Origin of the sequence: Rhizobium jaguaris, from assembly GCF_003627755.1 — a bacterium.
In the GTDB taxonomy this organism is placed as follows: Bacteria; Pseudomonadota; Alphaproteobacteria; order Rhizobiales; family Rhizobiaceae; genus Rhizobium; species Rhizobium jaguaris.
The window spans coordinates 4,119,117-4,133,032 of the sequence record NZ_CP032694.1; the positions used below are offsets into that span (position 1 = coordinate 4,119,117).

General features: G+C 61.5%; 16 protein-coding genes. 11 read left to right on the plus strand and 5 right to left on the minus strand.

The window, feature by feature from the left end; all coding sequences use genetic code 11:
• The first annotated feature begins 18 nt into the window (after positions 1-18).
• The 5 genes from ccmA (at position 19) to CCGE525_RS20105 (ending at position 3,119) form a co-directional block, all read left to right on the plus strand.
• Entirely contained in the window at positions 19-666 is a 648-nt protein-coding gene (gene ccmA, locus CCGE525_RS20080) for a heme ABC exporter ATP-binding protein CcmA (RefSeq protein ID WP_120705819.1), read from the plus strand.
• A 190-nt stretch (positions 667-856) separates the two neighbouring features.
• Positions 857-1,516, plus strand: coding sequence for a heme exporter protein CcmB (ccmB, locus tag CCGE525_RS20090; RefSeq protein ID WP_120705821.1), 660 nt, complete (start codon positions 857-859; stop codon positions 1,514-1,516).
• Positions 1,517-1,574: 58 nt separating this feature from the next.
• Positions 1,575-2,336 carry a heme ABC transporter permease gene (locus CCGE525_RS20095; RefSeq protein ID WP_120705822.1) on the plus strand — a complete coding sequence of 254 codons (762 nt, stop codon included), beginning with the start codon at positions 1,575-1,577 and terminating at the stop codon, positions 2,334-2,336.
• Between the two features lies 1 nt (position 2,337).
• Positions 2,338-2,511, plus strand: coding sequence for a heme exporter protein CcmD (gene ccmD, locus CCGE525_RS20100; protein WP_120705823.1), 174 nt, complete (start codon positions 2,338-2,340; stop codon positions 2,509-2,511).
• Positions 2,508-3,119, plus strand: coding sequence for a DsbE family thiol:disulfide interchange protein (locus CCGE525_RS20105; protein WP_120705824.1), 612 nt, complete (start codon positions 2,508-2,510; stop codon positions 3,117-3,119). The genes ccmD and CCGE525_RS20105 overlap by 4 nt, the downstream gene beginning before the upstream one ends.
• Positions 3,120-3,233: 114 nt before the next feature.
• Here the strand turns inward: CCGE525_RS20105 and CCGE525_RS20110 are convergent, their stop codons facing one another.
• Genes CCGE525_RS20110 through dapF form a run of 4 tightly spaced genes read right to left on the minus strand, consistent with a single transcriptional unit; the run spans position 3,234 to position 7,679 of the window.
• Positions 3,234-3,908 carry a septation protein A gene (locus CCGE525_RS20110; RefSeq protein ID WP_245472181.1) on the minus strand — a complete coding sequence of 225 codons (675 nt, stop codon included), beginning with the start codon at positions 3,906-3,908 and terminating at the stop codon, positions 3,234-3,236.
• 56 nt (positions 3,909-3,964) lie between these two features.
• On the minus strand, positions 3,965-5,479 hold the full coding sequence (gene ftsY / locus CCGE525_RS20115; RefSeq protein WP_120705826.1) for a signal recognition particle-docking protein FtsY: 1,515 nt from the start codon (positions 5,477-5,479) through the stop codon (positions 3,965-3,967).
• Positions 5,480-5,502: 23 nt separating this feature from the next.
• Positions 5,503-6,777, minus strand: a complete 1,275-nt coding sequence (gene mtaB / locus CCGE525_RS20120; protein ID WP_120705827.1) for a tRNA (N(6)-L-threonylcarbamoyladenosine(37)-C(2))-methylthiotransferase MtaB — start codon at positions 6,775-6,777, stop codon at positions 5,503-5,505.
• A complete protein-coding gene (dapF, locus tag CCGE525_RS20125) occupies positions 6,774-7,679 on the minus strand; it encodes a diaminopimelate epimerase (RefSeq protein WP_120705828.1) in 906 nt (301 codons plus the stop codon). The genes mtaB and dapF overlap by 4 nt, the downstream gene beginning before the upstream one ends.
• Before the next feature lie 446 nt (positions 7,680-8,125).
• Between dapF and CCGE525_RS20130 the strand changes: the two genes are divergently transcribed.
• The gene (locus CCGE525_RS20130; protein ID WP_162950225.1) at positions 8,126-8,569 is read left to right on the plus strand and encodes an SRPBCC family protein; all 444 of its coding nucleotides are present in this window, start codon (positions 8,126-8,128) and stop codon (positions 8,567-8,569) included.
• A 76-nt stretch (positions 8,570-8,645) separates the two neighbouring features.
• On the opposite strand, the gene CCGE525_RS20135 is transcribed toward CCGE525_RS20130, so the two are convergent.
• The gene (locus CCGE525_RS20135) at positions 8,646-9,665 is read right to left on the minus strand and encodes an MBL fold metallo-hydrolase (RefSeq protein ID WP_120705830.1); all 1,020 of its coding nucleotides are present in this window, start codon (positions 9,663-9,665) and stop codon (positions 8,646-8,648) included.
• Between the two features lie 325 nt (positions 9,666-9,990).
• On the opposite strand from CCGE525_RS20135, the gene ffh reads away from it, so the two are divergent.
• The 5 genes from ffh to trmD all read left to right on the plus strand — a co-directional run bounded on the left by ffh (position 9,991) and on the right by trmD (position 13,754).
• Positions 9,991-11,562, plus strand: a complete 1,572-nt coding sequence (gene ffh / locus CCGE525_RS20140) for a signal recognition particle protein (RefSeq protein ID WP_120706517.1) — start codon at positions 9,991-9,993, stop codon at positions 11,560-11,562.
• A 19-nt stretch (positions 11,563-11,581) separates the two neighbouring features.
• Positions 11,582-11,884: a chorismate mutase gene (locus CCGE525_RS20145; protein WP_120705831.1), complete on the plus strand. Its 303-nt coding sequence runs from the start codon at positions 11,582-11,584 to the stop codon at positions 11,882-11,884.
• Between the two features lie 115 nt (positions 11,885-11,999).
• Positions 12,000-12,359: a 30S ribosomal protein S16 gene (rpsP, locus tag CCGE525_RS20150; protein ID WP_120705832.1), complete on the plus strand. Its 360-nt coding sequence runs from the start codon at positions 12,000-12,002 to the stop codon at positions 12,357-12,359.
• Between the two features lie 122 nt (positions 12,360-12,481).
• Complete coding sequence (rimM, locus tag CCGE525_RS20155; RefSeq protein ID WP_120705833.1) at positions 12,482-13,054, plus strand: ribosome maturation factor RimM; 573 nt, start codon at positions 12,482-12,484, stop codon at positions 13,052-13,054.
• A gap of 7 nt (positions 13,055-13,061) precedes the next feature.
• Positions 13,062-13,754, plus strand: a complete 693-nt coding sequence (trmD, locus tag CCGE525_RS20160; RefSeq protein ID WP_120705834.1) for a tRNA (guanosine(37)-N1)-methyltransferase TrmD — start codon at positions 13,062-13,064, stop codon at positions 13,752-13,754.
• Positions 13,755-13,916: the final 162 nt, after the last annotated feature.

Here is a 13,916-nt window from a genome sequence, read left to right on the forward strand (position 1 = left end):
CGGGGAAAGCCTGAGCGAATGCATCTATACGCTGAAAATCTGGCGGCGAGGCGGGGCGAAGACCTGATTTTCTCGAATGTTTCCTTTAACTTGGCGGGCGGCGACGCCCTCGTTCTGACCGGCCGCAACGGTTCCGGAAAATCAACACTTTTACGTGTTGTCGCGGGCCTTCTCAGGCAAGAAAAAGGCCGTGTCGTATTCACCGATTCCAAAGGCGAATCGGACCACCCGGCAGGCGAAGCCAGCCACTATCTCGGCCATCGCAACGCGATGAAATCCGAACTGACCGTAGTCGAAAATCTGGCCTTCTGGAAAACCTTTCTCGGCGACATGGCAGGCGGCCTCGGCTTGGATGTCGATGAAACCGCCGAAGCCGTCGGCCTCGCCGGCATCACCCATCTGCCCTTCGGCTATCTCTCCGCCGGCCAGCAGCGGCGAATCGCTTTCGCAAAACTCCTGGTTGCCTATCGCCCGATCTGGATCCTCGATGAACCGACAGCAGCATTGGATGCGGGGGCGGAACGGCTGTTTGTGGATCTGATCACGGCCCATCAGAAAAATGGCGGGATCGTGTTGGCGGCGACGCATCAACCTCTAGGCTTGGAGAACGTGCAGGAAATGCGGATGACTGGATTTGCCGGCATGAGTGCGGGGGTTTGGGGATGATCGGAATGACGATCCACTTCTTCTCCCCTCGGGGAGAAGATGCCCGAAGGGCAGATGAGGGGGGTGAGGAGCGGAGCGACGAGCACCTTGAGCGTGAGCGAAAGGTCAATTCTTTCGCTGAAAGAAGCCCCCTCATCCGACCCTTCGGGCCACCTTCTCCCCGAGGGGAGAAGGAGATTGGTGCCACATCATGACCGCCCTCTTCCTCCGCGACCTGAAACTTTCAGTCCGCGCCGGCGGCGGCGCTCTCATTGGCATTCTCTTCTTTCTCACCGTCGTCGCCGTCATCCCGTTCGGCGTCGGCCCCGACCTCAAGCTTCTCTCGCGAATCGGCCCGGCCATCGTCTGGATCGGCGCGCTGCTGTCCGCGCTACTCGGCCTCGACCGCCTCTTCCAGGCCGAACGGGATGACGGATCGCTTGATCTGCTGGTGATGCAGGAAACGCCCCTTGTACTGACCGTGCTCACCAAATGTGCTGCCCACTGGACGGCAACCGGCCTGCCGCTGGTCATTGCCTCGCCGCTGCTCGGCCTCTTCATGAATATGAACGAGACGGCAATCGGCGCCACGGCCCTGACTTTGCTCGTCGGCTCGCCGGCAATCACCTTCATCGGTGCGGTCGGCGCCGCGGTCGCAGTTGCGTTGCCGCGCGGCGGGCTGCTGGTATCGATCCTGGTGCTGCCGCTGACCATTCCCGTACTGATCTTCGGCGTCAGTGCCACCTATGCCGTGGTCGAAGGTCCGCAGCCCTTCCTGCCGCCCTTCCTGATCCTGATCGCGCTCACCTTGTTCTTCGCCGTGCTTGGCCCGGCAGCGGCGGCGCTCGCTTTGCGCAACACGACGGATTGAACGGCCTGAGACAATGCGATCGATTGCCGTAAACGGGATATCGGGGTAAACAAGCCGCATGAGCGATATCAGCCCCGCTATCAGCCGATTTTCCGACCTCGCCAACCCGACGCGGTTCCTGGCGCTTTCGGCGCGTCTGATCCCCTGGCTGGCGGCGATTTCTGCCGTGCTTTTCGCAATCGGCCTTTATCTCGCCTTCTCGACCGAGGGCGACTACCAGCAGGGCGACACCGTCCGCATCATGTATATCCACGTGCCGGCGGCCTGGCTGTCGATGATGTGCTATACGATCATGAGCATGTCGGCGATCGGCACCTTGGTCTGGCGCCATCCGCTTGCCGATGTCTCAGCCAAGGCTGCCGCTCCCCTCGGCGCTGCCTTCACGCTGGTCGCCCTCGTTACCGGCTCGCTTTGGGGCAAGCCGATGTGGGGAACCTATTGGGTCTGGGACGCGAGGCTCACTTCGGTTTTCATTCTCTTCCTGATGTATCTCGGCCTGATCGCGCTGAACCGTGCCATGGACGATCCGTCCAAGGCAGCGCGTCTCACCGCCGTGCTGATCCTTGTCGGCTTCGTCAACATTCCGATCATCAAGTTCTCCGTCGACTGGTGGAACACGCTGCATCAATCGGAAAGCATCATGCGCCTGGACGGCCCGACCATCGATGCGCAGTTCCTCTGGCCGCTTTTCACCATGGCGCTTGCCTTTACGCTGCTGTTCTTCACGCTGCATCTGATGGCGATCCGCAACGAGATCTGGCGTCGCCGCATTGCCGCGCAGCGCCGTCTCGCCGCCCGCATGGCTGCCCGAGAGGAATAGCATGACGCATCCTTTCTACGTCTACGGCTCCTATGGCTTTGCCGCCGGCATGATCATCGCTGTCATCGCCTGGACATGGATCGACGGCCGTCTGCGCCGCCGGGAAATGGCCGCGCTCGAAGCCTCCGGCATCCGCCGCCGGTCGCAGCGCGCGCCGGAAGGCAAGGCGAAATGAGCTTGGGAACGGAAGAAGGCAACAAACAGAAATCGGCTAGCACCGGTCGCTATCTGCTGGCGCTCATTCCTCTGATCGTCTTTGCCTGCATCGCTTTTGCCGTCGGCAAGGTGATGTACGATCAGGAAGTTCACGGCACCGATGTTTCCGCCATCCCCTCGGCCCTGATCGGTACGAAAGCCCCAACGCTGGCGCTGGCGCCGCTCGAAGGCTCCAATCTGCCGGCGCTGACCGACGATGCCATCCGGGGCAAGCTGACGCTCGTCAACGTCTTCGCCTCCTGGTGCCTCCCCTGCCGCGAAGAACATCCGCTCCTGAAAGAACTCGCCAGGGACGGACGGCTGAACATCGTCGCCATCAACTACAAGGACACGGGTGAAAACGCCCTGCGTTTCCTCGGTGAACTCGGCAATCCCTTTAGTGCCATCGGCATCGATCCGAACGGTACGGCCGCGATCGACTGGGGCGTCTACGGCATCCCCGAATCCTACCTTGTTTCCCCCGACGGTACGATCCTCTACAAGCAGGTCGGCCCGTTCACCGCCACCAGCCTCAAAGAAGGGCTGTATCCGGCGATCGAGAAGGCGTTGGCGAAGCCGGTATCTTGAATCCCTTCTCACCCTCGGGGAGAAGGTGCCCGAAGGGCGGATGAGGGGGCCGAGAAGCGAAGCGACGAGGGTCTTGAGCGGCAAGCGAAAGGCAATTTCCCGCAAGCGGCGCCATTATTCACTTTCCGCCGGCGGATTGACCGTGTGTTTCATGATCAACGGCATCTGCGACAAGGTGAAGATGATGGTGATCGGCATCGTGCCCCAGACCTTGAAGAGCACCCAAAGATTGTCCGCCGCCTTGACGTCGGGCAGGTAATACCAATTCGACCCGCGCCAGACGACTTCATTGAGCACGGCGAGAAACAGGAAGAAGATGCCCCAGCGCAGCGTAAGCTTGCGCCAGCCCTCGCTATCCAGCTGGAAAGCCGCGTTGAAGACATAACCGAGCAGCGATCTGCCGAAGGCAAGCCCGCCGAGCAGCACCACGCCGAACAGGGCATTGATGATGGTCGGCTTCATCTTGATGAAGGTCTCGTTCTGCAGATAGATGCCGAGCGCGCCGAACGTGACGACGACGATGCCGGAGACGAAGGGCATCAGCGGCAGATGGCCGAGCATGACCTTCGAGACGACAAGCGAGGCCACCGTCGCTGCCATGAACAAAGCCGTTGCAACGAAGAGCGGACCGCCGAGCGCCGCCAGCGCCGGAAAATGCTGTACCAGCCAGTCGCCACGCAAATTGCCGAAGAAGAAAACCAGCAGCGGCCCGAGTTCCAGCACCAGCTTCAAAAGCGGATGATGCTTGTCGGCAGCACTTGGGGTGAGATCACTGTCGCTGGTCGTCATCGCGGCACTTTCATTGTCATCGATTTTGGCATTGTCATCGAATTTGGTCTTGTCGTTCATTGACCGATCCCGGCGATGGCATGGGCAAAATCCTCGGCCTCGAACGGCTCGAGATCGTCTACACCCTCGCCGACGCCGATGAAATAGACCGGCAGCTTGTGCTTGGCCGAGATGGCCACCAGAATGCCGCCCCGCGCCGTGCCGTCAAGCTTGGTCATGATCAGCCCGTTCACTCCTGCGACATTACGGAAGATTTCCACTTGGTTGAGCGCATTCTGGCCCGTGGTCGCATCCAGCGTCTGCAGGACGGTATGCGGCGCATCCGGATCGAGCTTGCCGAGCACGCGGACGATCTTTTCCAGCTCCGCCATCAGCTCCGCCTTGTTCTGCAGCCGGCCGGCGGTGTCGATGATCAGCACGTCGCTCTTGCTGGCCTTGGCCTGCTGAAAGGCATCGAAGGCAAGGCCAGCGGCGTCGGCGCCGAGCTTGGTGCCGATGAATTCCGACTTGGTGCGGTCGGCCCAGATCTTCAACTGCTCGATGGCTGCGGCGCGGAAGGTGTCGCCGGCTGCGACCATGACCTTCAGCCCGGCGCCGGACAATTTCGCCGCCAGCTTGCCGATCGTCGTGGTCTTGCCGGTGCCGTTGACGCCGACGATGAGAATGACATGCGGCTTGTGGCTGAGATCGAGCTGCAACGGCTTGGCGACCGGCTTCAATACCTTCGCGATTTCCTGTGCCATGATCCGGCTGACATCCTCGCCGGTCACATCCTTGCCGTAGCGTTCCGAAGCCAGCGTATCGGTGACCCGCATTGCCGTCTCGACGCCAAGATCGGCCTGGATCAGCAGATCCTCCAGATCCTGCAGCGTCTGATCGTCAAGCTTGCGCTTGGTGAAAAGCGCCGTGATCTGCCCGGTGAGCTGCGACGAGGTGCGCGCGAGACCGGCGCGCAGGCGCTGGAACCATGAAAGCTTCTGCTTCGGCGCTTCCGGAGCAGGTGCTGGCGCGGAGACGGCCGTGGAGAAACCCTTGGGGAGCATGGGAGCGACGGCTGGGGTTTCGGTGTTTTCCGATGAAGGTTCTGAGTCTGTCGGAGCTTCGGTGATTTCCGACGAGAACTCCGAGCCAACCGAAGCTTCGTCACCCCCCTCTGTCCTATCGGACATCTCCCCCACAAGGGGGGAGATCGGTTCGATCGCGGTTGCGTCTGGCTCACCGCTAACTTCGATCGCCAAAGGATGCTCTGACGAAGAAGCCTCCTCGGCCTCGATCTCCTGAGCATTCAACTCAGCGCGAAGATCGTCTTCTGCTTGCTCATCGGCCTGCTCTTTTTGCGCAGCCGGCGCCTCGCTCTCCAAACGATCTCCCCCCTCGTGGGGGAGATGTCCCGAACGGACGGAGGGGGGTGACGCAGGCTCGGCAAATTCGGAGCCAACGGAAGACTCCGCAACAGGCGCTTCCTGCTCCGGAACAGCGGCCTCAACCGGCGTAGTCTCTTCCGGCGCCTGCTCTTCCACCGGCTTTTCGCGGCCGAAGGTGAAGACTTTCTTGATGAAACTGAGCGCCATGAAAATTCCGTGAGCGAGTAGGATCAGGCCGCGTCGGCGGCCGCAAGTTGCATATCGAGATGTTTGCCATTGTGGCCGGTGATCGTCACCTGCACAAGGTCGCGCGGCCCGAGGCCCGGCGCTGCGACAAGCGTGAAGTTTTCCGTATGCGCCAGCCCGTTGTTCTCCACAAGCAGCCACTGCCGCGTGCCGACCATCGTGTCGAGATGGGACTGATGCAGTTTTTGTCCAGCCAAACGCAGCCGTGCAGCGCGTTCCTTGATCAGCGTCCGGTCGAGCTGCGGCATCCTCGCGGCCGGCGTGCCGGGACGCGGGCTATAGGGAAAGACATGTAGATGCGCAATGCCCGTCTCTTCCGCAAGGTTTACGGCGTTTTCGAACATTGCTTCCGTTTCGGTCGGAAAACCGGCGATCATATCGGCGCCAAAGCTCATCTCCGGCCGAAGACGACGAACGTCCTCGACGAAACTGATAGCATCGGCGCGTGAGTGCCGCCGCTTCATCCGCTTCAGGATCATGTCGTCGCCATGTTGCAGCGACAGATGCAGATGCGGCATGAAGCGCGGCTCGTCGGCGATCAGATTCATCAGATGTTGGTCGGCCTCGATGCTGTCGATCGAGGACAGCCGCAGCCGGCGGATCTCGGGGATCTGCTTCAGCAGCGTCTTCGCCAGAAGGCCGAGCGTCGGCTGACCCGGCAGGTCGGAGCCGTAGCTGGTGGCATCGACGCCGGTCAAGACGATCTCGCGGTAACCGCTTTCGACGAGGCTGCGCGCCTGGCTCACCACGGCGCCCATCGGCACGGAGCGCGAATTGCCTCGGCCATAGGGAATGATGCAGAAGGTGCAGCGATGGTCGCAGCCGTTCTGTACTTGGATGAAAGCGCGCACGTGCCCGTCGATATGCCGGATCATCTGCGGCGCGGTCGCCCGCACGCTCATGATATCGTTGACGCGCAGCTTCTCTTCGGCCGATACGCCGAAATCCGGTAGCGAGCGATAGGAGGCGCTCGTCAGCTTCTCCTCGTTGCCGAGCACGGCATCCACTTCCGCCATTTCGGCGAAAGTCTGCTTTTCCGTCTGCGCGGCACAGCCGGTGACGATGATGCGGGCATGCGGATTGTCGCGCCGCGCGCGGCGGATTGCCTGGCGCGCCTGACGCACGGCCTCGCCAGTGACCGCACAGGTGTTGACCAGGATGGCATTGTTGAGCCCGGCGGTTTCTGCTTGCGACCTCATCACTTCTGATTCATAGGTGTTGAGACGGCAGCCGAAGGTGATGACCTCGACCCCGCTCACCGCGCCTGAGCCCCCTGCTCCTGATCGCGCGTCCAGCGACCCGTCGTGGGATCGACGGAGCCGGACCATTCCCATTCCGCCGGACCTGTCATCACGACGTGATCGTCGCTTTCCCGCCATTCTATGGTGAGCAAGCTCGGTGCCGGCGCCGAAGCAACATCGATCGTCACCTTGCGGCCGGTTCGACCTGTGCGCGCCGCGCTGACAGCAGCCGAACAGGCGGCCGAGCCACAGGCAAGCGTCAGCCCCGCGCCACGCTCCCAGGTGCGCGTGCGCAGCGTGGTCGGCGAAAGCACCTGTGCCAGCGTGATATTGGCACGCTCGGGAAACATCGGATGATTTTCGAGTAGCGGCCCGAAGCGGGCGAGATCGTAAGACATCGGGTCCTTGTCGACCCAGAAGATTGCATGCGGATTGCCCATGGACATGACTGAGGGCGAATGCAGCACAGGATTGTCGATCGGCCCGATCTGCAGCTCGATACGGCGCGTGTCGGCGAATTCCTCCGCGAGCGGAATCTTGTCCCACGCGAAGACCGGCTTGCCCATATCGACCGAAATCGCGCCATCCTCGTGCTCGACGGCATTCAGAATGCCGGCGACGGTCTGGAAGGTGAACATCTTCCTGCCGGTCTCGGCCGCAAGCGCCTGCACGACGCAGCGCGTGCCGTTGCCGCAGGCCTGCGCCTTCGTGCCGTCTGAATTCAGGATATCGATCCAGGCGTCGGTGCCTTGCGCCTTGGGATCGTGGATCGCCATGATCTGATCGAACTCAGTGGCCGGATCGGCATTCAGCGCAATCGCCGCCGCCGCCGTCACCACATCTTTCCGGCCGCGCATGTCGACGACCAGGATCTTGTTGCCAAGCCCGTTCATCCGCGCGAATTCGACCGTATTGCTCATCAGACCTTCCTGTTGTTGAGCTGTATATGGCGGAAATGCGGGGGAATTACCAGTGGGGCATGAACGACGCGTCGTTCAAGGCAAGCGCCGCTCATTCCGGGCCGCCCCGATCCTTCGAGGCTTCGCCCTAAGGGCTCGCACCTCAGGATGAGGCGGAGTTGGCCTCCCTGCCGCGGCCATAATCTTTCTTGCAACGGGATAAATGTCAGAAATGCGCGGCAGCCACAAAAAATTAACTCTCATGGTGAGGAGGCCCGCAGGGCCATCTCGAACCACGAGGGCGGGTGGCTCGCCTTTCTGTTGAATGTCTTGATATGATCTTGGGACAAATCCGACCGCGTGAGACTTGACGCAATTATTTCGGAAAAAATCGATCCAATGTCGGATTGCCGAAAGCTCGCTCGTCCTAGGCTCGTCCACTCCGTCAAATCAGAAGGATCATGACCATGCCGAATACCATACGTCTGCACCGCGTCCTGGCAACCAGCCCGGAGAAGGTCTATCGCGCATTCATCGAGGCGGACGCGCTCGCCAAATGGCTTCCGCCCAACGGCTTTGCCTGCACCGTGCATCACCTGGAACCGAGCGTCGGCGGTACGTTCAGAATGTCCTTCCGCAATTTCACCACGGGCCAAAGCCATGCGTTCGGCGGTGAATTTCGCGAGCTCGTCCCCGGCGAGCTGGTGCGCTACACCGACAAGTTCGACGACCCGAACCTGCCGGGCGAAATGGAAGTGACCGTGACGTTGAAGAAGGTCCTCGTCGGGACCGAAGTGAATATCACGCAGGCGGGCGTACCCGATCTCATTCCGCCAGAAGCCTGCTATCTCGGCTGGCAGGAATCGCTGATCAATCTGGCAAAGCTCGTCGAGCCTGAGATAAATCAGTAAGGCTCCAGACGCGACAAGACTTCCGGATACACCTTCTCCCCCCGGGGAGAAGGAGCTTTCGGCCCGGACGGCGGCGCTAAACCACCGGCACATCAAACACTTCCCCTGCCCTGAGCGGCCTGAAGCGATCCGCCTCCACGCCTTCCTGTCGAAGCGCCGCATCCAGAGCTTTGACCGGCGCATCGATCGCCTCGTCGGTGAGCTGGAAGGTCGCGAAATGGTGGCCAGCGACGTGCGCCGCGTTGCAGAGTTTCATACCTTGAACCGCTTCTTCCGGGTTCTGATGCTGTCCTTTCATGAACCAACGCGGTTCGTAAGCACCGAAAGGCAGGATGCCGAGACGGAAGCCGCCATGTTTTTGCCGCGCCGCTTCATAATTCAAGCCGCCATGAAAGCCGGTATCGCCGATATGGTAGATCTTGCCGGCGGGAGTCGTGATGACGAACGCGGCCCAGAGCGCCATGCGGCGGTCGCCGGCGCCACGCGCCGACCAGTGATGGCAGGGCTCGGCATCGACGGTCACCCCGTTGGTGACGGCGATGCGATCGCCCCAATCCATCGTCGCGATCCGAGCGTCAGGCACCCCACGGCGGATAATGGCATCGTTACCGAGAGGCGTGAGCATTTTCGGCGCATGCCTCTCGTGCAGCCGCGTCAGCGTTGCGAGGTCGAGATGGTCATAATGATTGTGCGAGACCAGCACGAGATCGATCGGCGGCAGATCTTCGAACCGGATGCCGGGCGGAACCGCCCGCTTCGGCCCGATGAAGGTGAACGGGCTCACGCGTTCCGACCATACCGGATCGGTCAATATATTGAGCCCGGCCGCCTGGATCAGCATCGAGGCATGACCGATCATGGTCACCCGCAAGGCGTCGCCGAAAACATGCTTGTCGGGCCTCGCCGGCGGAAACAGGCTGACGACCGGATTCGGCCAACGGGCGCGGCCACCGCTAAGTTTCCATTTCAACAGGTCACTGAGCCCGCCCGGCTCCACGCCGTCGGGATTGAAGAAGCGTAGCCCGTCGAAATGATCGGAGATTGGACCTTGATAATAACGGTTCGATGCCTTCCGGGAGCCGGATCTATCTGTCATGAATGCGCCGATGGATTTGTCTCTCGGCTCAGATGTGGGCCAAACATCGAGCTTTTGAAAGCCTTTCCGCCCGCTTGGCTTGACTTTCCCACCCGTTTCCTGTTTATCCCCGCCAATCTGCGACGAGCACAAGCCTCCGAGCCACCGACTGGGACCCGTTAAGGTATAAAGAGATCCCGGAGGTCAACACCCGACAGCGCGATGCGCCCTCGGGTGCTTTTTGGCTTTGCGTCTTGTTTTCGTCATGGAAAAGCACGACGTTTTCGGGCGAGGAGCCGCGCGGTTGCGCACGTCCAAATCCCGAGCGATCGATAAGGAAGAACTGATGTTTGAAAACCTCCAGGACCGTCTTGGTTCCATTTTGAATGGACTGACAGGCCGCGGCGCACTTTCGGAAGCCGATGTATCGGCTGCGCTGCGCGAGGTTCGCCGCGCGCTTTTGGAAGCCGACGTGGCGCTGGATGTCGTGCGCTCCTTTACCGACCGCGTCCGTGAAAAGGCCGTCGGCGCCGAGATCCTGAAGTCGATCAAGCCCGGCCAGATGGTCGTCAAGATCGTCCACGACGAGCTGATCGAGATGCTCGGCGGCGAGGGCGTCGGCATCGACCTCAACGCGCCGGCCCCGGTCGTCGTCATGATGGTCGGCCTGCAGGGTTCCGGTAAGACGACCACCACGGCGAAGATCGCCGGCCGCCTGACGAGCCGCGACCGCAAGAAGGTCCTGATGGCCTCGCTCGACACGCGCCGCCCGGCCGCGCAGGAGCAGTTGCGCCAGCTCGGCGTCCAGACCGGCGTCGACACGCTGCCGATCATCGCCGGCCAGTCGCCGACCGATATCGCCGCGCGCGCCGTACAGGCCGCCAAGCTCGGTGGCCATGACGTCGTCATCCTCGACACCGCCGGCCGTACGCATATCGACGAGCCGCTCATGGTCGAGATGGCGGACATCAAGAAGAAGTCCAATCCGCACGAAATCCTGCTGGTCGCGGACTCGCTGACCGGTCAGGACGCCGTAAATCTCGCCCGTAATTTCGATGAGCGCGTCGGCATCACCGGCCTCGTGCTGACCCGTATGGACGGCGACGGCCGTGGCGGCGCTGCCCTTTCGATGCGCGCCGTCACCGGCAAGCCGATTAAGCTGATCGGCGTTGGCGAAAGGATGGGCGAGCTGGAGGAATTCCATCCCCGCCGCATCGCCGACCGCATCCTTGGCATGGGCGACATCGTCTCGCTCGTCGAAAAGGCGGCTGAGAATATCGACGCCGAGAAGGCGGCCGCCATGGCCGCCAAGATGGCCAAGGGCAAGTTCGACCTGAACGATCTGGCCGACCAGCTCAAGCAGATGCAGAAGATGGGCGGCATGGGCGGCATCATGGGTCTGATGCCCGGCATGGCCGGCATGAAGGACAAGATGGCCGCTGCCGGCCTCAACGACAAGCTTTTCGGCCGCCAGCTCGCCATCATCTCCTCGATGACCAAGGCAGAGCGCGCCAATCCGGACCTCTTGAAGCATTCCCGCAAGAAGCGCATCGCCGCCGGCTCCGGTACCGATGCCGCCGACATCAACAAGCTTCTGAAGATGCACCGCCAGATGGCGGACATGATGAAGATGATGGGCGGCAAGGGCAAAGGCGGCATGATGAAGCAGCTGATGGGCGGCCTTGCCGGCAAGATGGGCCTTGGCGGCGGCATGGGTGGAATGGGTGGGATGCCCGATCTGTCCAATATCGATCCCAAGCAGCTTGAAGCCCTGCAGAAGCAGGCCGAAGCCGCCGGCCTCAAGCCGGGTGGCCTGCCGGGCCTTGGCGGCGGTGGTTTGCCGGGTCTGGGAGGCGCCAAGCTGCCCGGCCTCGGCGGTGGTTTCCCGGGGCTTCCCGGTTTGCCGAAGAAGAAGTGAGAAGGATCGTTGACCCCCCATGATTGATCCAGACGTCAAAGCCCAACTGGGCAACTACCGCCAGTCGATCGACAATATCGATGCCGCACTGGTGCATATGCTGGCCGAACGCTTCCGCTGCACGAAGGAAGTCGGTGTGCTGAAGGCCAAATACAATCTGCCGCCGGCCGACCCGGCGCGCGAGGAATACCAGATCGAACGCCTGCGCCGTCTGGCAAAGGATGCTCACCTGGACCCGGATTTCGCCGAGAAGTTCCTGAACTTCGTCATCAAGGAAGTCATCCGGCATCATGAACAGATCGCTGCTGATCTCAAAGCATGATCGCGAGCAGTGTGACGCGGTTTTCGCAAGAGATCATGCGGCACACAAAATCAGCAGCAGCAAATGAACATACCGCCAAAACGAAGCGGTCAAGAAAAGCCTAAGGAGTAGAAACATGGCACTGAAAATTCGTCTCGCCCGCGGTGGCTCCAAGAAGCGCCCGTATTATCACGTCGTCGTAGCCGACGCCCGTTCGCCCCGCGACGGCCGTTTCCTGGAAAAGCTCGGTTCCTGGAACCCGATGCTCGCCAAGGACGATGCCAAGCGCGTTGAACTCGACGCCGACCGCATCAAGCATTGGCTCGACAACGGCGCTCAGCCGACCGACCGCGTTCTGCGCTTCCTCGCCGAAGCCGGCATTGCTACGCGCGAAGCCAAGAACAACCCGGAAAAGGCAAAGCCGGGCAAGCGCGCCCAGGAACGCGCAGCTGAAAAGGCACAGAAGGCTGCTGACGCCGCCGCTTCTGCTGAATAATCGGCCACAGCGGCTATTTGAAACGGGTGGCATGGCGACATGCCACCCGTTTTTTGTTCCCATCGGCGAGCGTTCATCTTATGAGAGAACGCAATCGATCCTCTGGCAGTCGGCACAGGACCATGACGAAACTTGAAAACCCGGTATTGATGGCCACCATCGGCGCCGCGCAGGGCCTGCGAGGCGAAGTGCGCGCCCGCGCATTTACCTCCGATCCCTCAGCGCTCGGCGATTACGGCCATCTGCACAGTCTCGACGGCCGCAGCTTCGAGGTCCTGGAAATCCGCGAAGCCAAGAACGTAGTGATCGTCCGTTTTCGCGGCATCAACGACCGGAACGCCGCCGAGGCGCTGAACGGGCTCGAACTCTATATCGAGCGCGACAACCTGCCCGATGACGAGCTGGAGGACGACGAGTTCTTTTATGCCGATCTCGAAGGCCTGGAAGCGGTCGATGACAAGGGCACCGGCTACGGCACCGTCAGCGGCATCTATGATTTCGGCGCCGGAGACCTCCTGGAGCTGAAGGGGCCGGGCAAGCGCCCGGTGCTCATCCCCTTTTCAGAAGCCGCCGTGCTGGAAATCGATTTGGAAGGCGGCAAGATCCTGATCGACCCGATGGCGGCGGGCCTCATCGACAGCCCTGAGGATTTTCCCGGCAAGCCACCGAAGCGGCCCGGCAAAGCGAAGAAGTGATCCGCTCATGAGTTTCCGGGCGACCATACTGACGCTGTACCCCGAGATGTTTCCCGGCCATCTCGGCACTTCGCTCGCCGGCAAGGCGATGGAGCGCGGGCAATGGTCGCTGGACACCGTGCAGATCCGCGATTTCGCCACCGACAGGCATCGCACCGTGGATGACACACCGGCCGGCGGTGGCGCCGGCATGGTGCTGAAGCCGGACGTGCTTGCCCGCGCCATCGACCACGCCAGCGAAAACGACGACCGCCCCCGCCTGCTGATGAGCCCGCGTGGGATACCGCTGACGCAGAAGCGCGTTCGGGAACTCGCTGACGGCGACGGCGTTATCATCGTCTGCGGCCGTTTCGAAGGCGTCGACCAGCGGGTGATCGACGGACGTAATCTCGAAGAGGTCTCGATCGGCGACTACATCCTCTCCGGCGGTGAGCCTGCTGCCCTGATCCTGCTCGACGCCATCGTCCGCATCCTGCCCGGCGTCATGGGCAACGATCTTTCCGGCCTGCACGAGAGTTTTGAAGGCGGCCTGCTGGAGCATCCGCAATACACACGGCCGCAAGTCTGGGAAGATCGCGAAATCCCCACGGTCCTGACCTCCGGCAATCACGGTGCCATCGCTAAATGGCACCGGCAGGAGGCAGAGAAGCTGACGAAGGAGCGTCGGCCGGATTTGTTGGGAAAGCCGCAGACAAAATAGCGCATCGCGTTTTCCACTGACTGAGGCCGTATGAACGTTCAAAAGCGACGCCGAGCTCATGAAATTCCCCCGGCAAGGGGTGACAAAGCCGCAACAATAGGGTATGTGCGCGCCCGGAATGGGAAATTTCCCATCAACCAGCAAAGAAGAGCAGACGTATTC